Here is a 26,360-nt window from a genome sequence, read left to right as displayed (position 1 = left end):
TATAAATCCAAATGTAAATCAATCCCAAAAGCTTCTGGAACATTCACTTTTCTTCAAATAAAATCGCATTTATTTTCATAAACTTCTACCTTCTATTAAGATTCAATAAAGATCTAATCTAAATTACACATCAAACCCAATTTTTGATAATAAAAAAAGGAGCATCAAAACTGATGCTCCTTCCTCTAATATCGATACACTTACTATTTGATATCTTCTTCAATCCACTCCGATCGGTTAGGATCAGCAGGTGGAGTTACTTTTTTCTTAGCTGGCTGATTTTCCAGTTCTTTTAACAACTCTTCTACAGCTTTTTTAATACAAGGATCAATTCCTTTCGCTACCAAATGCGGTTCATCGTACACCTCGAAATCAGGATAAACACCCACTCCTTCGATAATCCAATTTTGGTTTTCATCGAAAATACCGAAACGAGGAACGGCAATATAACCACCATCAACTAACCCTGCGTTGCCTGACATACCAACTAATCCTCCCCAGGTACGAGTACCAATTAGTTTACCCAAACCTTTTTTGCGGAAGAAATATGGGAATGCATCTCCACCTGATGAAGAGTAATGGTTAATCAACATCGCTTTAGGTCCATCGTGAGCTACTCCAGGTGTTTTCCAAGGCTCCAATCCACGTAAGTGCCAGTATGAAAGCACATCTCGATCCAATAAATCTGCCATATGATCAGGAATAAATCCTCCACCATTGTAACGATCATCAATAATCAATGCTTCCTTATCGTGATATGCATACATCCCTCTATGCAGTTCACGATTACCTTCTACAGCCGTGTTCGGAACATGAATGTACCCAATTTTTCCGCCTGACAATTTTTCAACCATTGCTCTACGTTCGTTCACCCAATCCAGGTAAATTAACTCCAATTCGCTGGCTATTGGTTTAATGGTGTAGGTTTTAGCTCCCCTTACACTTGGTGTAGCGTTCACTGTAATCTCAACTCTCTTGCCTACCATATTCTCAAGGTACAAGTATGGATTTACCTTGGTGGTAACATCTTGTCCATTAATGCTAATTAAGTACTGACCTTCTTTCACATTTACACCTTGCTCAGTTAAAGGAGAACGACGAGATGAATTCCAGTTTTCACCATCGTAGATTTTTGAGATGATGTATCTACCATTTTTCAAATCAGCTTTTAGTTTTGCGCCCAATAAGCCAGTTTGAACTGATTTTACTTTTTCAAAATCCCCATAATTCACGTAGGCATGGCCTGTATTCGTCTCAGAAATGATTTCACCTAAAATGTAATCCAAATCCGCACGGTGTCCCAGGTCTTTCACCATCGGCTCATAATCAGCCTTAATTTTCGCCCAATCAACACCATGAATGTTTTCTACATAGAAATAATCCCTAAAGATTCTCCAACCATCGGTATAGATTTGATTCCATTCTTTAACAGGATCAATCTTCATTTCCATATCATCAAGATCCAATGCTCCAGCCTTTGGTGCCTGACCTGTTGATAAATCTGTAATGCCATAAGTTGCTCCAGAACGGTACATGATCTTGTTTCCATCTGCTGTTAATTCATAAGAAGAAACAGACTTCAAAATCACCTCATCCTTTTCTTTCTTTACCATGTAGTGGTGCAAACTACCATTGGTTCTGTACAAAATTCCATCTTCCACAGGCTGTAATCCACTGTAGTTTCCTGATGATACCGGGAATGCAACGATGCGATTGTTAATGCCATCCAAATCAATTTTCACTTTCAGTTTCTGCTCTTTTGCAGCATCACCTTTGGCTTTTTTCTTTGACTTTGAGGCTTCTGCTTTCACCTCTTCCTTGTACTCCTCTACATCATTCTTTAGAGGGAATAATTTTGGTCCATCAGCTTTTAAAGCCATTGCATAAATGCGAGTTGCATTGTTATACAAGTAATTGAACTCAAAGCTTGAAAAATCAAGGTTAAAATCTCTATTCGATAGGAAATACATAAAGTTTCCATCTTTAGAGAATACAGGAGAAGAATCGCCAAAGGTATCATTGGTTAAAGCATGTTTCTTCCCTGTTGAAACTTGATAAACCCAAATTGCACCCTGCCCGTTCGAGCTATCTTTTACGTAGGCAATCCAGTCTGAATCTGGTGAAAGCGAGAAATCTCTAATTTCATTTCTCTCTGCTTTATCAATTACTTTTAATTCGCCAGTTTCAACATTAACCAACTTCAATTTTAAACTGCGATCGAAGAAAACCATATGTTTGCTATCCGGAGTCCACTTTGGTTGATACATCCAAGAAGAAGATCCTTTGGTAATTTGTTTTGCCTTGGCTCCTTTCTTGTTTTCCAATAAATAGATTTCATACTCACCTGTAGCATCAGAGTAATATGAAATGTATTTTCCATTTGGTGACCAGCTTGGTGACATTTCTCTAACGCCTTGTGTTTGCGTTAAATTAATTGTAGATCCATTTTTAGCCGGAACAGAGAAAATATCACCACGAGCATCGAATAAAGCACGTTTTCCTGAAGGAGAAACAGCCCAATTCTCAATGAATCCTTTCACATTTTTGTAGAATGGCAATGTGTTTGGATTGTCGAAATTGATATTTACAACTACGCGTTCTTCCTTACCTGTTTCAAGATTTAATTTGTATAGTTGTCCTCCATTTTCATAGGCAATTTGTCCATTCTCTCCCGATGGCCACATCACATCAAAATTCTTGTGATGTGTCATTTGAGTTAAATTCTTGCTATCTACATCATACTTGTAAATATTCAGTTTCAAATCACGATCAGAAGCAAAGTAAATGGCATTCTTGTACCATGAAGGAATTTGATCGGAACCAACAAACTTCGTTATTCTTTCCGATTGATCCTTCTCTAAATCATAAATCCAAAGATCTGCTGCACGCCCGCCTTTGTATCTCTTCCAGGTACGAAATTCACGGCTAATTGGGGCAAAACACATTTTACTGGCATCAGGCGAGAATACACCAAATCCACCTTCCGGAATTTGAAGTTCTTCTTCCATTCCTCCATCAATACCCACTTTAAAGTATTTACCATTTCTTTCACCAAAAGCAGTACGATTCATACGTACCAAAATAGATTTACTATCTGGTGTCCAGTCCAGAACAACATTATCGAAACCTCCACGTGGTGGCATTAAACCCACCGAATTGTAATAAGTTAACTGTTTTGGAGTACCTCCTGTTGCAGGCATTACATACACCTGACGGCTTCCTGAATATTCACCAGAGAAGGCAATCCATTTTCCATCAGGAGAAATTTTAGGGAACAATTCCATTCCCATATGAGAAGTTAAACGTGTTGCATCGCCACCATTTGAATCTACAGTCCAAATATCGCCAGCATACACAAATGCGATTAAATTGTTATTAATATCAGGATATCGCAATAAACGAACATCCTCTTTTGCATGAGCACTTCCAATAATGCTCATAAGAACGATGAACAATACACCAATTCTCAATCTGATTTTTAGCATGTTACTAGTATTTGTGAATTAAGGATCTCAATTAAAAAATTGATGTAGTGAAACTACAAAAAAAGTGGCATCCTCCGAGAAGAATGCCACTTAAAATGATTTATTTCCGATTTGCGTAAAGTTTTATACTCAATATCAAACAACTATCGGCATAATACTCGAAATAATATTTTTAATAAAAAGAGTATTAAAAACTACTTCATTTCAATCAAACTAATTGCTGCTCCACCACCTGCAGCCAATTTTAGGTTCAATTCAGAAGTGTGATCAACTTCCATATTTTCAATCTTGTATTCAGTAGGGTTTTTATCCCAATGTGCATTATCACCATCCACATATAGAGTAGCCATATATTTTTTACCTGCTGGCAAGAAATCCAGAGCAACTTTCATATCACGAGCATTTTCGTCGGTAATAGCACCTACAAACCAATTATTCGATTCACGGTCCTGACGTGCGATGGTAACAAAATCACCAATCTCACCATTCAATACTTTTGTTTGCTCCCAGTTTACAGCAACATCACGGATAAATTGGAATGCATCGTTTCCTTTATAACTTTCAATCAAATCGGGCACCATCTGAATAGGACTGTTAATCACAACATACAAAGCCAATTGGTGAGCCAATGTAGTATTAACCTGGTTCTCTTTTTTATATGGTTCCAATTTGATATTGAAAATACCTGGAGTGTAATCAATAGGTCCTGATAACATACGTGTAAATGCAACAATTGGCAAGTGTTCTGCCGGATTTCCTCCATCAGAAGACCAAGCATTAAATTCTTGTCCGCGAAGACCTTCTCTTGCAATCGCATTTGGATAAGTACGACGTAAACCTGTAGCTTTAATTGGCTCGTGAGCATTAATGGCAATCTTGTTCTCAGCTCCTTTTACCAAAGCTCTTCTGTAGTGATTCACCATCCATTGCCCGTGATGGAACTCTCCTTTAGGAATAATCTTTCCTACATAACCGGTTTTCACAGAGTGAATTCCCAACGAATTCATTAAATGGTAGGCAGTATCCATTTGCTGGTCGTAAGTACGTGGAGCAGCCGATGTTTCGTGGTGCATGATTAACTCAACACCTTTTGATTTTCCATAACGAACCACTTCGGCTAAATCGTAATCAGGATAAGGAGTTACGAAATCAAAAACACCTTCACGATCCTCAAAACCAATCCAATGTTCCCATCCGGTATTCCAACCTTCAACCAAAATACCGCCAAGATTATTTTCTGAAGCGAAATCGATTAATTCTTTTGCATATTCGGTAGTAGCACCATGGCGTCCACTTGCTTTATCCCAGGTCTTGGTTCCCAAGTGCATGTCCCACCAGATGCCTACATATTTCATTGGCTTAAAGTAATCAACCTTACCAATTTTATTTGGTTCGTTCAAATTTACAATCAGATCCGATTCAATTAAATCACCTGCTTTCTCAGCAATTTGAATGGTTCTCCAAGGGGTATTAAACGGAACGCTACGTTTTACTTTGTAATCGTTATTTAATGATCCAACCAAACAAGATTCCCACATCATGTCTTCCTTGTTTACTTTTAAGGTCATTCCTGAGTAATCCGTTAAGTTTGCTTCGTGGAAACTTAAGTAAACACCATCATTAGTTTTCATCGAAACCGGAGTATTCACAGCATTATTTGGAATAGATGTTTGCGCTAAACTTGCATGATTTCTCAATTTTGTAGCATCAATTTCCGAAAACATTGTTGTATTGTACAAATGCTCATAAATATCCCAATCGCCAGGAATCCACCATGTTTTATGGTCTCCTGTCAAATTAAATTGAGTATTTTCCTCCGTAATCAATACTTCCTTCATCGCATCTTGCTCAGGGAACTCATAACGAAATCCCAAACCATCGTTATAAACTTTAAATACGATGTTCATTTTTCTGTTTGGAGCTTGTTGTTCTTCCAAACTCAGTTTTAATTGATTAAAATTATCAACTACAACTCGTTTCTCTCCCCATTGCATTTCCCAGCTGGAATTGCTCGATGAAATTTCTGATTCCACAATTTCCCAACCTTTTTCAATGGCTGGCAGGTTCTTAAAGTCAAATCCCATTGATGAAGGTTCAATTACTGGTTTACCATTATACGAAACCTGGTAAGTAGCCTGGCCTTCTACCATACTCACTTCTACCCCAATTTTACCATCTGGTGATGATACTTGGGTTGTCATTTTCCCATTGGTACATGATGCTAATATCATCAAGCAACCAATTAACAAACTTTGAATTGATTTAATTTTCATTGCTGAGTTTATTGATTTAGTTAATCTGTTTTCTTCGACTTCAAAATAACAGTAGAAGTTAATCAATATCTAAAAACAAACCCAAAATATAGAAATCAAACACAGCAATAAAAACACTAACACCTGATAACATGACACTTCCGCCAAAACAAGGCACTACAAAATATAGATGGCATATAGATCAAATATCCGTTTAAACCGACTTAATTTCCATGATTTTCGCCTCGAACTCATCATTTGAGATGAGTGATCTGTTCTTGATTCTCGTTTTATAGGTATAAATTGTATTTACGGAGAAGTTTAAAATACTAGCTATTTTTTCATTATCGTTTACACCCAATCTTATTAAAGCGAATATTCTTAAATCTGTATTTAGACAATGAGAATCTTTTAGGATTATCCTTTCGGATTCCTCAAACAATAAATTGAATCGCTTCACAAAATCAGGAAACAGTTTTAAGAAAATTCTGTCAAAATCTTCGAATAGCAATTGCCGTTCTTTTTTGGGATTGTAATTTTTTAATTCCAATTGAATCGCATCGTATTGTTTTGTCATTAACTGTCGGGATATGGCCTTTTTCATCCCTTCCATCTTCTCAATAAACTGAGAACTGAAATTAAAATAATACCCAACATACTCCTCCTTTATTCTACTTACCTCTCTTAAACTTTCGTTTACGATTCTAAGGTTTTCGTTGCGCTCGCCAATTTCCTTTCTAACCTTTTTTAACTCTTGTAACTGTTTAAAGAATACAATTGCCAGTATAATAATTACAATTAGCAGCACCGAAATAACAATACCAATGATTACAACCTGCTTTTTTTCTTTCTCCAGCTCTCCAACAACGGCTGCATCAATATCTGGTTGAATGAAAGATATTTCCAACCTGCGTACATCGCTACCATAAAATTCGGCATCTTTTCTTGCCTGCTCAATTAGTTTATTAGCCTTTTCAAGATCTCCTTCGTAAAACAAAATCTCAGCTAAAATTTTGGAAGCCAATGTTTCTTTCGTAGCCGATAACACATCTCCAATTACCGCTTTTTCGATGGCTTTTTTTGCCTCATCTGCTTTTCCTAATCTCGCTAAAGCAACCCCCATACCACTCTGACATATTGCCATTTGGTGAGGATCGAGTTTTAAGCCTTTCATTACTTTAGTGTAATATTTTACTGCCTGCTCATCCTTTTGATTGTTTAGATTTTTTAATGCAAGAGCCAAATTGTAATGAAAAAAGTTGTTTTTTCCCTCCTTCTCAATTTTGTCAACATACTGATCTCCTAATTTCCTATACTTTGGTGAATAATATCCCCACCGGGAATTTGCCAAATCATAATATGCGCGATATGCTACGGCATAAAATTCAATTCTTTTTTCATTAGGCAAATCTTGCCCTCTTATGGTTTGTATGGTATCAATGGTTTCTTTGTATAAACCTTTTAAGAGTAAAACCAGTGCCAAATTCGATTTAGATTCTGCAATTTTCTCTGCATCCTTTAACTGGTAAGCCATTTGTAAAGACTGATTGCCATAATGAAAAGCAGAGTCGTAAACGAAATATTCATACTCTTTGCTTAAACTTGAAAATAAATGGTATTGATCTTCTAAGTTTACTTTCTTGTTTAATCGATTTACAGAATCAGTAATTGAGTTTATTTTCCTCCATTTTGCATCATCGATACTATCCTTTAAGTTCAGATAATAATTTACATTCTTTTCTTTACTAGTTTGAAATATAGAATTGGAATAAGATGTAAATGATAAGAGAATCAGAAATAGTGAGATGAATTGCTTTGAGTACATATTTTTAAATTAAAATCAGTTTAATTCTGTTTGATCATTTCGCATTACAAAAATAGGTCTGTTCGGAACAAAATCCCAACAGACCCAACTATTTAAATTTTTAGAACAATATTTTACAATCCACTAAAATCAATTCCTTCAAATAGCATACTTGGTGTTTGCCATGAGCGATCGGTTAAAGGATCATTTCCTAATGCAATAAGTTGATTCCAAATTTCCTTGTGATTTCCGGAAACATTCATCCCTACTATTGGATGAAGAACTTCTCCATTCTTTACGTAAAAGCCCTCTACACCTACAGAAAAGTCACCTGTGGCAGGATTAGAGTTTCCTCCATTGAAACCTGTAACCAAAATACCTTCCTTCATATCCCTTGTTAATCCATTAAGATCTTTAGATCCTTTGCCGAAGATCAAGTTTGAAGGAGAACTTGTTGTAGCTTGCATATCCAACTTTTTACCGTAGTAATCACCAATGTAATAAGAACGTAAAACACCATTCTCTATCACGGTCATTTTACGAGCAGCTAATCCATCTCTGTCATATAAACGAGAGTTACGTCCTGATTCAATAAACGGATTATCAGTAATACTTAACAAATCGGAAGCAATCTTATGACTAATTTTACCCTCTAAAAATGATCTTTTTTGCTGAATATTACGACCATACAATGGCTGAATAAGAGAGCCCAATAAACGACCAACAGATCTGTTCTCTATCAACATTTCCATTTTTCCTGATTTTATGGTCTTTGCTCCTATTTTTTGTAGCGCTCTCTCTACAGCATATTTACCAACTCCTTCTCCAGATAATTGATTCCAAAATCTGGCTGAATTATAATGATAATCACTTGGACGACTATCACCTCCATTTATAGATGCACTACCACTAATTGAGTAGGAAGTTGATTCTTTATACCCCTCAACACCATTACTTAAAACCATGTAGCTTCGATACATGCCATCTCCATAGGAGCCGGAAACAGAAATAATTCTGTCATCCATATCTAATGTTTCGGCCTCAACCGCCATGGCTAAGTCAATCTTCTGACGAGGATCAATAGAATCGTAATTCGAATCAAACAACTTCAGATCCTTCTCTTCGCCATCATAGCACAAGTGACGATCTGGTAATGAACGATATTTATCTTCAGCCAAGTAATTCGTCCCTAGTATCGCTTCATTGATAAATTTCTCTAGTTCACTTTTCTTTAATCGATTGGTAGAATGAGTTGAGTATTTTCCATTTACATAGAGCTTTATACTTAATCCACTTTCGATAGATTCCTGTATTTTTTCGATTTTTTGCTTTCTAACTTCAACTTCTGATTCTTTGGAATCATAAACTGAAACTGAAACTTCTTTAGCTCCATTTTTGCTTGCATATTCGGAAGCCCACTGGGCCAATTCCATTTTTTTATTGTCTTTCATTTAAATTGCTTTTTAATTTGATAAAATGTAAACTAAGAATGCGTATTAAGCATTAACTCCACCAACTGTAAGTTGATTTACTTTGACAGTTGGCAAGCCCATTGAAACTGGAACTCCTTGTCCACCTTTACCACAAGTCCCTGTACCACAATCAATCTTCAAATCATTTCCTACCATTGAAATTTGACTAAGGGCTTCCGGTCCATTACCTATTAAGTTGACATCCTTAATTGGTTTAGTTAGTTTACCATTTTCAATTAAATAGCCCGATTTTACATAGAAAGTAAAGTCACCTGCTCCAATTTGCACCTGACCATTTGTGAATGTATCTACATAAATTCCATCCTTAACACTAGAGATGATATCATCCTTAGAGTGAGGACCATTCTCCATATATGTATTTCTCATACGAGGAAGTGGAGCATATCTGAAGGACTGACGTCGTCCATTACCCGTTGGATCCACATTATAATGTTTGGCACTAATTCTATCGTGCAGATAGCTAGTTAGTACTCCATTTTCAACCATTTTTGTTTTTTGGGTAAGAGTTCCCTCATCGTCAATATTCAGAGTTCCTCTATAATTTGGATTTGTTCCGTCGTCAATTATCGTTACGAAATCTTCACCAACCTTCTTACCCATTTTATCGCTAAAAATTGAGGTTTCTTTTCTATTGAAATCAGCTTCGAATGCGTGTCCCATAGCCTCATGCAAAAGAATACCTGATCCTCCGGAAGCCAAAACCACTTCCATTTGTCCGGCTTTTGGCTTTACAGCTTCGAATTGCTTATTGGCACCTTCGATCACTTCTGTTGCAATTCCATCTAACAAATCCTCAGTTAAATATTCATAACCAATTCTCATGGAACGAGAAGCATAGAAATCTTCACGCTGATCTCCTTTTTCCATAACACATACGGCAATAAAACTCACCATAGGTCTATAATCATAGCTAATCACACCTTCTGAATTTGCAAATAGAATGTATGATGAATTATCATCTAAATATATTTGAACTTTAGCAACCTTATCGTCCAAGTTAAAGATCTTATCATTCAGCTTTTGCAGATATGGGATTTTTTGTTTAATTGAAACATCTTCCCAAGAAGTATCTAGCTTGCAGAATTCCGGATGAACTCTTTCATTCAGATTAATAGAAGGAAAATCTTTACTTTCGTTTGCAATGCTGGCAGCAGTTTTTGCTACTTTTTTCATTGCTTCCAAAGAAACCTCCTCAGAAAAGGCATAACCAGTTTGGTCACCTTTCAAAACACGAACACCTACTCCGTAATCAATGTTAGAACCCGCACGATTCACATCATTATCCTGAAGTCCCACATAATTTGAAAGAGAATGTTCGAAATACAAGTCGCAATAATCCCCACCTCTGGATAAAGCTTCTGCCATTACCTTTTGAAGTGTTTCTTTATCCACATTAAAATGTGCAAGATATTCATCCAAACCTGATTGTTCGGTTAGAGGGCTACATCCCATACTTAAAAATGAGGGTAAAATTGCCATTCCTGCAAGAGAGACCGATCCTGTTCGGATAAACTCCCTTCTTGAAAATTCATTCTTCATATAACTGTTTTTTTAGGGTTTGGGTTTTCTTTGATTTTTCTGGCAGACAAAAGTTAAGACTTTTTATTGTCATAATAAAATCTAATTCAAAACACTTTGTTTTTATACAAAAAAGCGATATCTGACTTACAGATATCGCTTTTTAATCGTTATAAACATTGAATATTAAACTATGAACTGAAATAAATCAGTCTTATCATTCAGGTACTCAAACACAAAGTTTCTTTCCGTCATTCGCTCTTGTAATCGCTTTAAATCTTCTGGTTGACGGACTTCTATGCCAATTACAGCTGGCCCTTTTTCTCTACTGTGCTTTTTGTAATATTCAAAGTGTGTAATATCATCACCTTGATCTAAAACATCGTTTACAAACTCTTTTAATGCTCCTGATCGTTGAGGGAAACGAACAATGAAGTAGTGCTTTAAACCTTCGTATAATAAACTACGTTCTTTGATCTCCTCCATTCTTGTGATATCATTATTGCTACCACTAAGTATACAAACCACATTCTTTCCCTTTATCTGATCCGATATCAACTCCAAAGCAGCAATCGATAATGCTCCCGCCGGTTCAGCAACTATCGCATCTTCGTTATACAACCTTAAAATTGTAGAACAAATCAATCCTTCAGGAATCACAACAACATCATCCAATACCTTTTCGCAAATGCGCCAGGTTAAGTCTCCCACTTTTTGCACTGCTGCACCATCTACAAATCGATCGATACATTCCAGGGATACATTCTCCTTTTTCTCGAATGCCGTTTTCATCGATGGAGCACCTTCAGGCTCAACACCTATAATTTTTGTTTGTGGACTAAATTCCTTTATCCATGCTCCAAGTCCGGAAGCCAAACCTCCTCCACCTATTGGCACAATAATGTAATCAATAGGATCTGGGCAATCTTGCAGAATTTCAAGACCGATGGTCCCCTGTCCTTCAATAATTTTAGGATCGTCGAAAGGATGAATAAAGGTTTTGCCATGCTCTTCTGCATCTGCTAATGCTTTGTTTGATGCATCATCGAAAGTATCTCCTGTTAGAATTACCTCGACATACTCGCCACCAAACATTTTTACTTGTTTGATTTTTTGACGCGGCGTGGTTTCCGGCATGTAAATTACTCCTGAACAGCCCAATTTCTTGCAAGAGTATGCTACACCTTGTGCATGATTGCCAGCGCTGGCACAAACAATCCCTTTCTGGAGTTGTTCCTTGCTTAAACCAGAAATCTTATTGTAAGCACCTCTTATTTTGTAAGATCTTACCATCTGAAGATCTTCACGCTTTAAACGGATATTGGCATCATATTTTACAGACAGGTTCATATTTTTCAATACAGGGGTACTTTCTACCACTTCCTGTACCGTTCGACCGGCCTTTACAATATCCGCCATTTTTGGATAATAATGTTTTGTTATTGTTGTCACTTTCCCCCCCTTTGATTAAAGAGCATACAGCTATCAGCCAACAGCTTTCAGCACATTCTTTTGGCTGATCGCTGACTGCTGTAAGCTGTTCGCTTTTTTTATGCTTTTTCTATATATTCTGCCAACCAATCGCCTACTTCTGATGTTGAGTAAGCTTTCTTACCATCGGCAATATCTTCGGTAACTACACCTGCTTCTAACGACTGATCCACAGCTTCGCGAATCAAGGCTCCTTCCTTCATCATGCCAAATGCATATTCGAACATCATGGCTGCAGAAAGTACCGTTGCACATGGATTGGCAATGTTCTTGCCTGCTGCCTGTGGGTACGATCCGTGAATTGGTTCGAATACAGATGTATGAACCCCAATTGATGCTGATGGCAACATTCCCATAGAACCTGAGATCACACTTGCCTCATCGGTAAGAATATCTCCAAACATATTTTCGGTAACCATTACATCAAAACGCTTTGGCCAGGTAATAATCTGCATGGCAGCATTATCAACAAACATGTACTCTACTTCGATATCCGGATAATCAGGAGCCACCTTCTGTCCTATTTCTCTCCATAATCTTGAAGTGGCCAATACATTTGCCTTATCAACAATGGTCAGTTTTTTTCTTCTTTTTCCGGCATATTCAAAGCCCAATCGAATGATTCTCTCGATTTCTTCGGCTGTATAAACACAAGAATCGTAGGCCGTTTGTCCATCTTCGCTTCTTCCCTGCGGACGACCAAAGTAAATCCCTCCTGTCAACTCACGTATGCACATAAAATCAGCACCATCAACCAGCTCGGTTTTCAATGGTGATTTGTGAATTAATGATTTAAAAGTATTCACCGGACGAAGGTTCGCATACAAGCCCAAGGTCTTTCTCATTTTCAATAGCCCCTGCTCAGGACGAACCTTAGCCGAAGGATCGTTATCGAACTTTGGATGACCAATTGCACCAAAAAGTACTGCATCGGAATTCATACACAATTCATGAGTATCGGCAGGGTAAGGATCTCCTACCTGATCGATTGCCGTAGCTCCTACCAAAGCCTCGGTATATTCAAATTCGTGGCCAAATTTCTTTGTGATTGCATCGCACACTTTCTTTGCCTGTGCTACAATTTCAGGACCAATTCCATCTCCGGGTAATACTGCTATTTTGTAAGCCATTGTTATTAAGTTATTCTGTTTTTATTTTCTACTTATTAATTGTCTGCTGGATGATATCCTGCATACTTGTTTGTTCTGTACGTGATCTTCTAAAAGCTTCTCGCATGCTTGTTTATTCCCTTCGCGATCCTCAAGAAGCATCTCGCATGCTTGTTTATTCCCTTCGCGATCCACAAGAAGCATCTCGCATGCTTGTTTATTCCCTTCGTGATCCTCAAGAAGCATCTCGCATACATGTTTGCTCCATCTTTGTTCTTCAGGAGATGCCTTGCACTCTTGTTTGCCCCTTCCTTAACCTTTTTTAGGTAGCCCACACGCCTGTTTGAAGCCTCCCTTATCTTAAAAAGACATCTAACACATTTGCATGAACTCTTCACAATCTTCTGAAGACAATACACATATCCGCTAGAGGCTTCCATGATTGTAAGATGGCTTTTTACAAGCTTGTTTGAATCCTTCCTAACATCAAGCTAAGGGTAAACAAGCCTGCACATTAACAAGCATCCTTCTCGCTCAGTTTATTACATTGCTGTTCCAATAAATTTAACATTCGGGCAGTGGCTTTAATTGCTGCTTCAACCTGATCGGGATCCAATCCGCGAGTTTTAAACTCTCTTCCTTTAAAATCCCAGGTAATTAAAGTTTCTACCAGTGCATCGGTTTTACCTCCGGGAGGAATCCTTACGAAATAATCTTTCAGCACAGGTCGATCTTTTCCCAGCTGCTCATACACCGACCAAATGGCATTCATGAAAGCATCGTACTGTCCATCGCCAGATGCGGTTCCCTCGTGCATTTGTCCATTAATTTCCAAATTAACCGATGCAAAAGGCCTCATCCCTTTCGATAAAGACAAGGAATAATGCTTGATTACAATTGGCATTTCTTCCATGCTCTGATTCAAAACATCAGAAACAATGTAAGGAAGGTCCTCTGTGGTAACGGTTTCTTTCTTATCGCCAAGTTCAATTACTTTCTGAGTCACCTTTTTCATGGTTTCCTCTTCCAGTGTCATTCCCAGCTCTTCCAGGTTTTTCTTGATATTTGCCTTACCGGATGTTTTCCCCAAAGCATACTTTCGTTCACGACCAAAGCGCTCTGGCATTAATCGGTTAAAGTACAAGTCGTCTTTGGAATCACCATCGGCATGCACTCCACAAGTTTGGGTAAATACATTCTCACCTACCAATGGTTTGTTGGCCGGAATTCTTACACCTGAAAAAGTTTCAACAATACGACTCACCGTATTGATCTTTTCCTCGTTTACATTGATTTGTCGTGACAGGTGATCTTTTATTACTCCAACAACAGAGGCCAATGGTGCATTTCCTGCTCTTTCGCCCAATCCGTTTACCGTGGTATGAATTCCGTTTACACCTGCCAACACCGATGAATACACATTGGCCAGAGCCAAATCGTAATCGTTATGGGCATGAAAATCGAAATGAAGTTTGGGATATCTTTCGCGACAAGCATAGCAAAAATCGAATGCCTGAACCTGGTTCATCACTCCCAAAGTATCAGGCAACATGAATCTTTGAATGTTTTCATTTTGCAATTCATCCAAAAGGTACCAAACGTAATCTCTCGAAGTCAGCATTCCATTCGACCAATCCTCCAAATAAAGGTTCACTTTTATGCCTAATTCTTCTGCGTAAGCAACCGCATCCTTTACATCCTGAACATGCTGCCCGGGAGTTTTTCGCAACTGTCCCTGTAAATGCTTTAAGGAACCTTTCGACAGCAAGTTTACTACACGTGCACCACTCTTGTAAATCCAATCCAGCGAAGCTTTCCCATCAATAAATCCAAGTACCTCGATTTTATCAATCATACCATGTTCTTCGGCCCATTTGGCAATTCGTTTTACCGCCTGAAATTCTCCTTCTGATACTCTCGCGGAAGCAACTTCCAATCGATCTACTTTAACGGATTGCAGCAAGAGTTTAGCCACTCCCAACTTTTCGTCGGCATTGAAACTAACTCCCGAAGTCTGCTCACCATCCCTAAGGGTGGTATCCATTATTTCTAAGCTACGCAGTTCGTTCATTTTTTATTAGTGATTGAGTGAATGAGGGCTGAGTGAATGAGGTTTCGGTTTAATGAGTTGATATCCTACTACAGATATTTTTTTTTAGTAGTATGCTTACTCATTAACACATTAACTCACCTCCTAATTAACTATTTTTCGAATTCTTCTATGTTTTCTTTCTTATCCAGGAGGTAATCGATATCATCGAATCCATTCAACAAGCAGTTCTTCTTGTAAGGATTGATTTCAAACTCCTCTTTCTCACCATTTAGCGATATGCTTTGTTCTTCAAGGTCTACAACCAGTTTCTGACTGTTATCTGCTTCAACTGCGGCAAACACTTTGCTTAAGAACTCAGGAGATACCACTACCGGCAACACGCCATTGTTAAGTGCATTGTTTCTGAAAATATCAGCAAAGAAACTGCTAACTACTACCTTGAATCCATAATCGTGAACAGCCCATGCTGCGTGTTCCCTTGAAGATCCACTTCCAAAGTTTTTACCTGCAACTAGAATTTGTCCTGAATATTTTGGGTTATTTAATACAAAGTCTTTGTTTTCTGATCCATCAGCAGCAAATCTCCAATCTCTAAACAAGTTTTCTCCAAAACCTTCACGACTGGTTGCTTTAAGAAATCGTGCAGGAATAATCTGATCCGTATCTACATTCTCAATTGGAAGAGGTACATAACTCGACTCTAATACGGTAAATTTATCTATTGGCATATTATTTTTTTTAAGCTATTAGCTATTGGCTTTTAGCCTTTAGCTAAAAAATATTTATACATATTTTATTTCAGTCTGATCCAAATATTTCTAATCAGAACATCATTATTTTGTAGGTTTTAATGCTAAAAGCCAAAGGCTTTCTTAATTTACCTATCAAGTTGAATAATTACAATGTGTTAATTTCTACCATTTAGGTAAGTCACATCATTCATTAAAACAATTCTCTGGGATCGGTAATTACACCAGTAACTGCAGCTGCTGCCGCTGTTAGCGGACTAGCCAAAAGAGTTCTTGATCCAGGACCTTGTCTTCCCTCAAAATTTCTGTTCGATGTAGAAACACTATATTTTCCTGCAGGAATCTTATCGTCGTTCATGGCCAAACATGCCGAACATCCTGGCTGACGCAATTCAAATCCGGCTTCTTCCAATACTTCAACCAATCCTTCTTCCTGAGCTTGTTTTTCCACTTGCTTGGAACCTGGAACAATCCATGCGGTTACCGAATCAGCTTTCTTCTTGCCTTTAACAAGAGATGCCAACATTCTTAAGTCTTCGATTCTTCCATTGGTACAGCTTCCAACAAATACGTAGTCTACCTTTTTGCCTAGCAGCTTATCACCCAAACCAAAGCCCATGTATTCCAATGATTTTTTGAAGGTAGGCAATTCGGAAGCTTCAACTTCCTCAGCCCTTGGAATGTTGCCGGAAATTCCTGTTCCCATTCCTGGATTTGTACCGTAAGTCAACATTGGTTCAATGTCTTCTGCTTTATATGTGTATTCCTTATCGAATACTGCTCCATCATCGGTTTTTAATTCCTTCCATTTGGCAACGGCTTTGTCCCAATCTTCACCTTTAGGGGCAAACTCACGACCTTTTACATATTCGAAAGTGGTTTCGTCTGGTGCTATCATTCCACCACGAGCACCCATTTCAATACTCATGTTACAAACCGTCATTCTGCCTTCCATGGTCAAGTTACGAACTGCAGATCCTGCATACTCCACAAAATATCCGGTTGCTCCACCTGTTCCCAATTGAGCAATCACATATAGGGTAAGATCTTTAGCTGTAACGCCTTTTTGCAATTCACCATCAATGGTAATGCGCATTCTCTTAGGCTTAGGCTGAAGAATACACTGGGTAGCCAATACCATTTCAACTTCCGAAGTACCAATACCAAAAGCAACAGCTCCAAAAGCACCGTGTGTAGAAGTATGGCTATCTCCACAAACCATAGTCATACCCGGCTGCGTGTGTCCCAATTCTGGTCCAACCACGTGAACAATACCATTCTTTGGATGATTCAATCCGTAAAGGGTAATATCATTCTTCTTGCAATTTGCCGTTAAAGTTTCTATCTGATTTCTTGACAATTCATCCTCAATTTTCAGATGCTGATTTACCGTTGGGATATTGTGATCAGGAGTGGCAACGGTTTTCTCTGGTCGAAAAACTTTTAATCCTCTAGATTCAAGGCCAGCAAATGCCTGTGGGCTTGTTACCTCGTGTATCAGGTGTTTATCGATATACAATACACTAGGACCTCCTTCGATCTTCTCAACTACGTGAGCATCCCAAACTTTATCAAATAATGTTTTTGGTTCCATTTCTTTTTAGCTCTTAACCTTTAGCATATCGCTATTGGCTCATTTGTTATTTTTTCATTCTGGGTTTGGTATTCTCACTTCATGTGAGATTACCAATTATTCAGTATTGATTTTAATGAGAGCCTCACTGAAAGTGAGAATCTCATGGAAATTTAATTTAGTAAACTACTTTCGAAAGCGCATCTACCAAGGCTTCAACCGAAGCAGTAATGATATCTACATTGGCACCAAAGCCATATACTACCTTACCATTGTGCTCTAATTGAACGTGAACTTTTCCAAGGTCATCGCTCCCTCGGGTTAAGGCTTGTACCAAGAACTCTCCCAAGGTGAATTTTTGTTTGATCAACTTCTTCACTGCATTGAAACAAGCATCGATTGGACCATTTCCTTCGGCAGTTGCCGCACAACTTTCTCCTTTAATTTTAAGGTGAACCGTTGCCATTGGAATGGTTGATTTACCGGAAACAACCTGCAACAATTCCAATTCTACCGTTTTGTCCAAGTTCTCTTTTTCACCCATCAACTCTGCAAGGTCTTTCTCGCTCAAATTCTTGCGCTGATCGGCCATCACCAGGAAATTAGAATAGGCTTCATCCAATTCTTCCTTCGTCAAATTGTAACCCATTTGTTCCAAGTGGTGATTCAAAGCTGCACGACCACTACGAGCTGTCAATACAATTGCTGATTCCTGAATACCAACTTCAACCGGATCAATAATTTCATAGTTCTCTCTGTTTTTCAAAACTCCATCCTGGTGGATTCCTGAAGAGTGAGCGAATGCATTTCTACCTACAATTGCCTTGTTGGCCTGTACCGGCATGTTCATTAATGAGGATACCAAACGACTTGCTCCATAAATTTCCTTGGTATTGATATCGGTATGCAATGGCAAATCATGATGCGTTTTAACAGCCATCACAACTTCTTCCAGAGAAGTATTTCCAGCACGTTCTCCTATCCCATTGATGGTTACCTCGACCTGGCGAGCTCCGTTGATCACACCACTTAATGAGTTGGCTGTTGCCATTCCCAAGTCGTTGTGACAGTGAGTAGATAGAATCGCCTTGTGAACGTTAGACACATTCTCCATCAAGTATTTGATTTTAGCACCATATTCAGCGGGCAAACAGTAACCTGTAGTATCAGGAATATTAATTACCGTAGCACCTGCAGCAATTACCGCCTCAACTACTCTGGCCAAATACTCATTGTCCGATCTACCTGCATCTTCTGCATAAAACTCAACATCCTCAACATATCGCTTTGCGTATTTTACGGCACGAACTGCACGTTCAAGAATTTCATCGGGATTCGAATTTAATTTCGATTTGATATGATATGGTGAAGTTCCAATTCCTGTGTGGATTCTTCCTCGTTTTGCAAACTTGAGCGCCTCAGCAGCAACGTCTATATCTTTTTCAACTGCACGTGTTAACGCACAAATGGTTGGATTGCTTACTGCTTTAGCGATCTCGACGACCGACTGAAAATCCCCTGGACTTGAAACCGGAAAGCCAGCTTCGATTACATCAACACCTAATGCCTCAAGTGTTTTTGCCACTTCAATCTTTTCAATAGTATTCAATTGGCAACCCGGCACTTGCTCACCATCGCGCAATGTTGTGTCGAAAATAAATAACTTGTCACTCATTTCTTTCGTGTTTTGATAACTTGGTTAATAGTGAAACTGTTAAAAAATTATTCTATCAATAATCTTTCACCCGTTTCGTTAGTTTTTGTTGTAAAAAAAAAGTTCCTCCATCTTGGAAGAACTTTGCATTATGATCATTTTATCTTTCTCAGATTATAACACAGTCTTCCTACTTGATCTTTTAATAATAATGAGATCAAGAATGAGAATTAAATCAATAATTAATGAACTTGCGTACATCATCTTTTTGTTTCTGTGTTAATGTCTTAGTTGTTGTTTTTTCTGCAACAAACCTAAGAACTAATAATTATGAGAGAAAACAATTTATCTCAACAAGCTACGATATTCAAAGCGATCCAATATTATTTTTTTCGCCAACCTCCCATCTGTACTCACCTCATTTACTTCAAATTAAACCTTGTTTCAACAAGTCTAAATATGGGATCTTCAAGCTACTTAAGTGAATAAAGAAATGAGTGAATGAGTAAGATTTACATCTTATAAGTGAATTAATTTTTGATTATTGCACAAAGCGTTTTATTTTCTAATTCCATTACCAAGACACTTCTAACCTTTCATTCACTCCTCATTCACTCATTTACTTTTCGCTTTAGTTATTTTCCGGACGAAGCTTACGAACAGCTGTTCCTGCTTGCCACATTTCGCTTTCGCGTAATTCCTTCAATTCTTCTTCCAACTTCACTCGGTAGTTTTCTTCACTATTTGAGTCGATAGAGCGTTGAGCTTCATTACCAGCAGCAACTTCTTTGTATAGTTTTTCGAAAACAGGTTTGGTTGCATCGCGGAAAGGCTTCCACCAATCCAAAGCTCCACGTTGTGCAGTGGTTGAAGTATTTGCATACATCCAGTCCATACCGTTCTCAGCAACCAATGGCATCAAACTTTGAGTCAATTCCTCTACGGTTTCATTGAAAGCTTCGGATGGAGAGTGACCATTGGCACGAAGAACTTCATACTGAGCTGCAAAAATCCCCTGAATACATCCCATCAATGTACCACGCTCACCTGTTAGGTCTGAGTATACTTCTCTCTTGAATGTAGTCTCGAACAGGTAACCGGAACCAACACCAATACCCAATGCAACAACTCTATCGAAAGCTTTTCCTGTTGCATCCTGGAAAATTGCATAAGAAGAATTCAAACCTCTACCTTCCAGGAACATTCTTCTCAAACTTGTTCCTGATCCTTTAGGTGCAACCAGGATTACATCAACATCTTCTGGTGGAACAATACCAGTACGCTCTTTATATGTGATTCCAAATCCGTGTGAGAAATACAATGCTTTCCCTGGAGTCAAATATTTCTTAACGGTTGGCCAAACAGCAATCTGTCCAGCATCCGAAAGCAAATATTGAATGATAGTTGCCCTCTCTAATGCTTCCTCAATTTCGAAAAGCGTTTCTCCCGGAACCCAACCGTCGGCTACAGCCTTATCCCAAGTTTTTGATTCTTTACGCTGACCTATGATTACATTAAATCCGTTATCTTTTAGGTTTAATGACTGACCTGGCCCTTGTACACCATAACCAATAATTGCAATGGTTTCCTCTTTCAATACTTCGCGAGCTTTTTCCAATGGAAATTCTTCACGAGTTACTACTTGTTCTTCTGTGCCGCCAAAATTAATTGTTGCCATTTTTTAAATTTTTTATTCTGGTTAAATAATATTAGATATTCTATATATTGCAGGGTTTTATACCTACTTTAATTAGTGCGATAACTCTTTTAGATAACTTGTAAACTCTTTTTTCTGACAAGAGACTGCTACTCTTCCTGATCTTGCAAACTGTAGTACACCATATTGTTCCAACTCATTGAACAATTCCTGGTTCTCTGCTTTGTATCCTACTCGCTCAATCACCAAAAAGTCCGGATTTACAGTTAATATCTTGGCATTCTGTCTACGAATCAAGGCTTCAAGATTCCCATTCAGTTTCGGAGAGTTGGCAATCTTGAATAGCGCCACCTCCTGATGAACGATTTCTTCTGCTTTAAAATAAAGCGCCTTAAATACGCCTATGATTTTTTCCAGTTGTCGAACCACATTCTCAATTTTCTTTTCGTCAGAAAAAACTACGATGGTATAGCGCGATACTCCCTTTACTTCAGATTCCGAAACTGTAAGACTTTCAATATTTATTTTTCGACGAGAAAAAACTATTGTTACCTCATTCAACAATCCTATATTATTTTCGGAAAAAACCGTTATTGTATATTCTTTCATTTTCTTTAGTATTTAGTAACTAGTATTAAGTAGTTAGATTATTTACAGATCTTATAATTACTCATCATTAATTCTTAATTACTAATTATTCCAGTCTCATTTCAGATACTGCAGCTCCTGGAGCGATCATTGGCAATACATTGCTTTCTGTTTCTACAACCACTTCAAGGAAGAAAGCTCCTGGAAAATCAATCATCTCCTGAATCGCATCCTGCAATTCTTCACGCTTGCTTACCCTTTTTGCTTTAATGCCGTATCCTTCTACAATTTTCACAAAATCAGGATTGTCCATCTCTGTGTATGAGAATCGCTGCTCAAAGAATAAATCCTGCCACTGGCGTACCATTCCAAGGAATGAATTGTTCAATACAATCGACTTAACCGGCAATTTGTACTGGCGAATTACCGCCAATTCCTGAATGGTCATCTGGAAACCACCATCGCCCGAAACCGAAACAACGGTTGCATTTGGATCTGCAATTTGAGCTCCAATTGCTGCCGGCATACCAAAGCCCATGGTTCCCAATCCACCAGAGGTAACCTGTGTATTCGGGTTCTTGAACTTGTAATACCTTGCGCTTGTCATCTGGTGCTGTCCTACATCTGTACAAAGTACAGCCTCACCATTTGTTTTTTCCGACAAACAATCAATTACCTCAGCCATATTTATTCTCTCGCGAGATGAGTGCGTTTGTTTTTCAATTACCTTTTCATACTCCAATTGGTAATAATCTTTAAAAGATTGCATCCATTCTTCACGCTCAGAACCACTTACCACTTTATTCAGTTCTGTTAATGCCTGCTTGGCGTCTGCCAATACCGGAACATCAACACTTATATTTTTGTTGTGCTCAGATCTATCAATATCGATATGAACAATTTTTGCTTGCTTGGCATATTTCGATGTATCTCCAGTTACACGATCATCGAAGCGCATTCCAATGGCAATCAAAACATCACATTGATTGGTATTCATATTAGGACCGTAGTTCCCGTGCATTCCCAACATTCCAACATACAATGGATGATCAGTAGGGAATGAAGACAAGCCCAATAAAGTACAAGCAACTGGTGTTTGTGTCTTTTCAGCAAACTCCATCAACTCCTGCTCTGCTCCCGACAATAAAATTCCCTGCCCTGCAAGTATCATTGGTTTCTTGGCAGAATTAATCAATTCAGCTGCTGCCAATATCTCATCCATATTTAGCTTTGGTACCGGCTGATACGAACGAATTCCTTTACATCTTTCATACTTGTATTCAGCTTTCTGTACCTGTGCATCCTTGGTGATATCAATCAATACTGGTCCTGGACGTCCTGTGCGTGCAATGTAAAATGCCTTTGCCATTACCTCTGCAATCTCCTCCACTTTCGTGATTTGGAAATTCCATTTGGTAACTGGCATCGAAAGTCCAACCATATTGGTTTCCTGAAATGCATCTGATCCTAATAAGCCACTAGGAACCTGTCCGGTTATTACAACCATTGGAGTCGAATCCAAATAAGCATCAGCCAAACCAGTCAATAGGTTTGTTGCTCCCGGTCCCGAAGTCGTAAAGCAAACTCCTGGTTTTTTTGTCAATCTGGCATAAGCCTGAGCACTATGAGTTGCTCCCTGCTCATGGCGCGACATATAATGTTTTAGTTCTTTCTGATAATCATACAAAGCATCGTAAACAGGCATGATAGCACCACCTATGTATCCAAACATGGTATCAACACCTTCTTGTATTAAACTACGAACCAATATTTCTGCCCCAGATAAAGTTTCACCTGTATTATTCATCTCCTTGATATTTTCTGCTTTTGTTGCTGTTTCCATTTTGTTCGTTTTTTGCTGTTCCATTACAATTGTCGTATCGCTCCTTTGTCTGCCGAGGAGACTAGTTTTGAATAAGCTTGCAGAGCTTTCGAAACGACTCGGCCTCTGCCTCTTGGCTGATAAGCCTCTTTTCCGAATGCTTCCTCTTCGGCTCTTCTTCCTTGCAGTTCCTCATCCGAAATACAAACATTGATACTTCTGTTTGGGATACTGATTTCAATTTGATCTCCATCTTTAATGAGTGCGATAGCTCCTCCCGCTGCTGCTTCCGGAGAAACATGACCAATGGATAAGCCCGAAGTTCCTCCTGAAAATCTTCCATCGGTAATGAGTGCACATTTGGCTCCCAGTCCCATGGATTTCAGATAGGAAGTTGGGTACAACATCTCTTGCATGCCCGGTCCTCCCGATGGTCCTTCGTAACGGATCACCACCACATCACCTGCTTCTATTTTTTTGGTTAGAATTGCTTCACAAGCATCTCTTTGCGATTGAAAAACTTTTGCCGTTCCTGTAAAATTGAATGCCTCTTCGGCAACACCTGCTGTCTTTACAACACAACCATCTGGTGCAATATTTCCAAACAGTACAGCCAGTCCTCCATCCTTGGTGTAAGCATTTTCCATGCTTCGGATACATCCCTTTTCACGATCTGAATCCAAATCAGCATATACTTCATTCTGAGATGCAAAACTCAAGTTTCTTCCCTTTCTACCTGGACTTGAATGGTAAGTCGACAAAGCTTTATCGCTTAGCGTCGTAGAGTTTAGATTGTACTCGTTCAAGGCTTCCTGCAAGCTTGAATAATCCACTCTACCAACACTGGTGTTCAACAACCCACCAGCTGCCAACTCTCCAAGAATACTCATGATTCCACCAGCACGATTCACATCCTCGATGTAATATTTATCCGAGTTTGGTGCTACCTTACAAAGGTTTGGTGTCTTGCGCGAAAGCTCATCCATGTGCTTCATGGTAAAATCAACTTCTGCCTCGCTTGCAATTGCCAACAAATGCAACACCGTATTGGTTGATCCACCCATTGCAATATCCAATGTCATTGCATTTTTAAAGGCTTCGAATGTTGCAATTGATCTTGGTAAAACACTCTCGTCCCCATCCTTGTAGTAGGCATTGGTAATCTCAACAATGCACTTTGCAGCATCCATAAACAAACGCTTGCGATTTGCATGAGTGGCCAATATGGTTCCATTTCCTGGCAATGCCAAGCCCAGAGCTTCGTTCAAACAGTTCATCGAATTGGCTGTGAACATTCCCGAACACGAACCGCAAGTTGGACAAGCAGACTCTTCAATCTCTTGCAATCTCTCATCACTTACGCTATCATCTCCGGCTTTTACCATGGCATCTACCAAATCCAGTTTTTCACCTTTCGATTCACCAGCCTCCATCGGACCTCCTGATACAAATACAGTTGGAATGTTCAGCCTCATTGCTGCCATCATCATTCCTGGCGTAATTTTATCACAATTCGAGATACAGATCATGGCATCTACCTTGTGTGCATTACACACATACTCCACACTATCAGCAATTACTTCTCTTGATGGAAGTGAATACAACATGCCGTCGTGTCCCATGGCAATTCCATCGTCAATGGCTATGGTGTTGAACTCGGCAGCAAAGCAGCCCGATTTCTCAATCTCCTGCTTTACCATCTGTCCAACATCCTTTAAATGAACGTGTCCGGGAACAAATTGTGTAAAAGAGTTTACTACAGCAATAACAGGTTTGCCAAACATCTCTTCTTTCATTCCGTTGGCACGCCAAAGGCTTCTGGCTCCCGCCATTCTTCGGCCCTGTGTGGTTTGATTACTTCGTAACGGTTTCTTATACATTTCGCTTAATAGTTAAATCGTTTATCTTGTGTTTGTTCTCACTTAATCTCTTGCTTACTTAGCGCATTCAAACTTGTGCTGAGCGAAGTTGAAGCAAAAAAAACGCCCTTCCTTTTGGGAAGAGCGCTCATAAATTCGTTTGCTTCGAAGTTATTGTGTGTGCACGTCTTCCCTGATCCTCATTCTAATAATGACGATAGAAATAATAATGACGATAATGACTACGTTAAATGATAACATACAATAACCTGATCAAAAAAAAGCCCCTTCGTTTTGAAGAGGCTTTAGATATTTTGTAACAATTAAATTCGTTTACTTAAACATGCAAAGCCCCGTTCTGTGTCCTAGAAGGACAAGAATAATGACGTTAATAATAATGACTGTGCTTAAACGCATGTTGTAATTTTTTTTGTTTGTTTTTAATTTTGTCAACGAACATTTACAATCTTTCTTTCGATCTGATTACGCTGACAAATCTATGCGACAAATGTATGTGAAAAAATCTTTTTTTTCCAAATCCTACGATTCCCAATTCCTATTTTTGCGAAAGCTTTATTCTAAATAATTTTCGTAACACACTGATCTTGTGGTGTTATTATTTTTATAGATTTTTTCGAAAAATGTAAGCTTCAATACAATTTTATCGCCTAAAACTTATTCTCCGAAAAGCTTTGCGCTGATCTTTTTCATCCAAAATTGAATAAAAAAGAGAATCACACTACATTTTTTTCTATGTTTCCAATGTTCAATTCAAACAAAGTAACACTTCAAATTTTCGCTATTTCCAATTTTAGTGATTACATGAGTGTCCATCAGCTCCATGATGATGGTTACATGTTTCTCCGCTATCTTCTACCATTCCCGAAATAAATTGTTGAACCAATTCATCAGCACTACCAGAACATCCGCGAACCACTTCAATACCATTGTTGTAAAGTACGTTAATGGCACCTTGACCAATTCCTCCAGCAAGCATTACCTTTACACCAGCTTCTGCCAATAATGGAGCAATGTTCGACTTACAACCACAAGCTTGCGGCGAATCCATGATTTCACTTCCTACAATCTCGTTCTGCTCTGAAACTGTATAGATATTATAAAATTCACAATGTCCGAAATGGCCATCAACTTGTTTGCTACTGGTAACTGGTACTGCAATCTTCATTCGTTTATTTTCTTTTGATTAACTATTATTAAATGAGAATATACTCATTTCAAGCCTCAAAAGTACA

The 26,360-nt window shown here is 38.5% G+C and carries 17 protein-coding genes; all 17 read right to left on the bottom strand.

Translation table 11 applies throughout. The features are described from left to right. Window positions 1-203: 203 nt before the first annotated feature. The 17 genes from NQ163_RS12425 to NQ163_RS12345 all read right to left on the bottom strand — a co-directional run bounded on the left by NQ163_RS12425 (window position 204) and on the right by NQ163_RS12345 (window position 26,293). A complete protein-coding gene (locus NQ163_RS12425; RefSeq protein WP_268190633.1) occupies window positions 204-3,485 on the bottom strand; it encodes a S41 family peptidase in 3,282 nt (1,093 codons plus the stop codon). A gap of 194 nt (window positions 3,486-3,679) precedes the next feature. Beyond that, window positions 3,680-5,758 carry a glycoside hydrolase family 97 protein gene (locus tag NQ163_RS12420; protein WP_268190632.1) on the bottom strand — a complete coding sequence of 693 codons (2,079 nt, stop codon included), beginning with the start codon at window positions 5,756-5,758 and terminating at the stop codon, window positions 3,680-3,682. Window positions 5,759-5,951: 193 nt separating this feature from the next. Then, complete coding sequence (locus tag NQ163_RS12415) at window positions 5,952-7,562, bottom strand: DUF6377 domain-containing protein (RefSeq protein WP_268190631.1); 1,611 nt, start codon at window positions 7,560-7,562, stop codon at window positions 5,952-5,954. 113 nt (window positions 7,563-7,675) lie between these two features. Then, window positions 7,676-8,992, bottom strand: a complete 1,317-nt coding sequence (locus NQ163_RS12410) for a TldD/PmbA family protein (RefSeq protein ID WP_268190630.1) — start codon at window positions 8,990-8,992, stop codon at window positions 7,676-7,678. Between the two features lie 45 nt (window positions 8,993-9,037). Next, the gene (locus tag NQ163_RS12405) at window positions 9,038-10,573 is read right to left on the bottom strand and encodes a TldD/PmbA family protein (protein WP_268190629.1); all 1,536 of its coding nucleotides are present in this window, start codon (window positions 10,571-10,573) and stop codon (window positions 9,038-9,040) included. Between the two features lie 165 nt (window positions 10,574-10,738). Then, window positions 10,739-12,004 (bottom strand): threonine ammonia-lyase, encoded by a 1,266-nt coding sequence (gene ilvA, locus NQ163_RS12400; RefSeq protein ID WP_268190628.1) that lies wholly within the window; start codon window positions 12,002-12,004, stop codon window positions 10,739-10,741. A 98-nt stretch (window positions 12,005-12,102) separates the two neighbouring features. Then, complete coding sequence (gene leuB / locus NQ163_RS12395; RefSeq protein ID WP_110363811.1) at window positions 12,103-13,173, bottom strand: 3-isopropylmalate dehydrogenase; 1,071 nt, start codon at window positions 13,171-13,173, stop codon at window positions 12,103-12,105. An 89-nt stretch (window positions 13,174-13,262) separates the two neighbouring features. Next, the gene (locus NQ163_RS12390) at window positions 13,263-13,592 is read right to left on the bottom strand and encodes a hypothetical protein (protein WP_268190627.1); all 330 of its coding nucleotides are present in this window, start codon (window positions 13,590-13,592) and stop codon (window positions 13,263-13,265) included. Window positions 13,593-13,666: 74 nt separating this feature from the next. After that, window positions 13,667-15,223 carry an alpha-isopropylmalate synthase regulatory domain-containing protein gene (locus NQ163_RS12385; protein ID WP_268190626.1) on the bottom strand — a complete coding sequence of 519 codons (1,557 nt, stop codon included), beginning with the start codon at window positions 15,221-15,223 and terminating at the stop codon, window positions 13,667-13,669. 131 nt (window positions 15,224-15,354) lie between these two features. Then, on the bottom strand, window positions 15,355-15,933 hold the full coding sequence (gene leuD / locus NQ163_RS12380) for a 3-isopropylmalate dehydratase small subunit (protein WP_268190625.1): 579 nt from the start codon (window positions 15,931-15,933) through the stop codon (window positions 15,355-15,357). A 214-nt stretch (window positions 15,934-16,147) separates the two neighbouring features. Beyond that, window positions 16,148-17,548, bottom strand: a complete 1,401-nt coding sequence (leuC, locus tag NQ163_RS12375) for a 3-isopropylmalate dehydratase large subunit (RefSeq protein WP_268190624.1) — start codon at window positions 17,546-17,548, stop codon at window positions 16,148-16,150. Window positions 17,549-17,705: 157 nt separating this feature from the next. Continuing rightward, complete coding sequence (locus tag NQ163_RS12370; RefSeq protein WP_120238889.1) at window positions 17,706-19,202, bottom strand: 2-isopropylmalate synthase; 1,497 nt, start codon at window positions 19,200-19,202, stop codon at window positions 17,706-17,708. Window positions 19,203-19,812: 610 nt separating this feature from the next. After that, window positions 19,813-20,859, bottom strand: coding sequence for a ketol-acid reductoisomerase (gene ilvC / locus NQ163_RS12365; RefSeq protein WP_268190623.1), 1,047 nt, complete (start codon window positions 20,857-20,859; stop codon window positions 19,813-19,815). Between the two features lie 72 nt (window positions 20,860-20,931). Beyond that, on the bottom strand, window positions 20,932-21,447 hold the full coding sequence (gene ilvN / locus NQ163_RS12360) for an acetolactate synthase small subunit (RefSeq protein WP_120238887.1): 516 nt from the start codon (window positions 21,445-21,447) through the stop codon (window positions 20,932-20,934). 85 nt (window positions 21,448-21,532) lie between these two features. Next, window positions 21,533-23,269: a biosynthetic-type acetolactate synthase large subunit gene (gene ilvB, locus NQ163_RS12355; RefSeq protein WP_268190622.1), complete on the bottom strand. Its 1,737-nt coding sequence runs from the start codon at window positions 23,267-23,269 to the stop codon at window positions 21,533-21,535. 23 nt (window positions 23,270-23,292) lie between these two features. Beyond that, window positions 23,293-25,128 (bottom strand): dihydroxy-acid dehydratase, encoded by a 1,836-nt coding sequence (ilvD, locus tag NQ163_RS12350; RefSeq protein ID WP_268190621.1) that lies wholly within the window; start codon window positions 25,126-25,128, stop codon window positions 23,293-23,295. A gap of 790 nt (window positions 25,129-25,918) precedes the next feature. Further along, window positions 25,919-26,293, bottom strand: a complete 375-nt coding sequence (locus tag NQ163_RS12345) for a NifB/NifX family molybdenum-iron cluster-binding protein (RefSeq protein WP_268190620.1) — start codon at window positions 26,291-26,293, stop codon at window positions 25,919-25,921. Window positions 26,294-26,360: the final 67 nt, after the last annotated feature.

It is taken from the genome of Marinifilum sp. D737 (assembly GCF_026672275.1).
Lineage (GTDB): Bacteria > Bacteroidota > Bacteroidia > Bacteroidales > Marinifilaceae > Marinifilum.
This window is presented reverse-complemented; position numbering and strand designations above follow the sequence as displayed.

What these genes read in the sequence shown, in the direction of transcription:
- NQ163_RS12415 (WP_268190631.1), bottom strand. Translation starts at nt 7,562, where the DNA reads ATGTACTCAAAGCAATTCATCTCACTATTTCTGATTCTCTTATCATTT.
- NQ163_RS12410 (WP_268190630.1), bottom strand. Translation starts at nt 8,992, where the DNA reads ATGAAAGACAATAAAAAAATGGAATTGGCCCAGTGGGCTTCCGAATAT.
- ilvB (WP_268190622.1), bottom strand. Translation starts at nt 23,269, where the DNA reads ATGGAAACAGCAACAAAAGCAGAAAATATCAAGGAGATGAATAATACA.
- leuB (WP_110363811.1), bottom strand. Translation starts at nt 13,173, where the DNA reads ATGGCTTACAAAATAGCAGTATTACCCGGAGATGGAATTGGTCCTGAA.
- NQ163_RS12370 (WP_120238889.1), bottom strand. Translation starts at nt 19,202, where the DNA reads ATGAGTGACAAGTTATTTATTTTCGACACAACATTGCGCGATGGTGAG.
- NQ163_RS12390 (WP_268190627.1), bottom strand. Translation starts at nt 13,592, where the DNA reads ATGGAAGCCTCTAGCGGATATGTGTATTGTCTTCAGAAGATTGTGAAG.
- NQ163_RS12425 (WP_268190633.1), bottom strand. Translation starts at nt 3,485, where the DNA reads ATGCTAAAAATCAGATTGAGAATTGGTGTATTGTTCATCGTTCTTATG.
- NQ163_RS12385 (WP_268190626.1), bottom strand. Translation starts at nt 15,223, where the DNA reads ATGAACGAACTGCGTAGCTTAGAAATAATGGATACCACCCTTAGGGAT.
- ilvN (WP_120238887.1), bottom strand. Translation starts at nt 21,447, where the DNA reads ATGAAAGAATATACAATAACGGTTTTTTCCGAAAATAATATAGGATTG.
- ilvC (WP_268190623.1), bottom strand. Translation starts at nt 20,859, where the DNA reads ATGGCAACAATTAATTTTGGCGGCACAGAAGAACAAGTAGTAACTCGT.
- leuC (WP_268190624.1), bottom strand. Translation starts at nt 17,548, where the DNA reads ATGGAACCAAAAACATTATTTGATAAAGTTTGGGATGCTCACGTAGTT.
- leuD (WP_268190625.1), bottom strand. Translation starts at nt 15,933, where the DNA reads ATGCCAATAGATAAATTTACCGTATTAGAGTCGAGTTATGTACCTCTT.
- ilvD (WP_268190621.1), bottom strand. Translation starts at nt 25,128, where the DNA reads ATGTATAAGAAACCGTTACGAAGTAATCAAACCACACAGGGCCGAAGA.
- NQ163_RS12345 (WP_268190620.1), bottom strand. Translation starts at nt 26,293, where the DNA reads ATGAAGATTGCAGTACCAGTTACCAGTAGCAAACAAGTTGATGGCCAT.
- NQ163_RS12405 (WP_268190629.1), bottom strand. Translation starts at nt 10,573, where the DNA reads ATGAAGAATGAATTTTCAAGAAGGGAGTTTATCCGAACAGGATCGGTC.
- NQ163_RS12420 (WP_268190632.1), bottom strand. Translation starts at nt 5,758, where the DNA reads ATGAAAATTAAATCAATTCAAAGTTTGTTAATTGGTTGCTTGATGATA.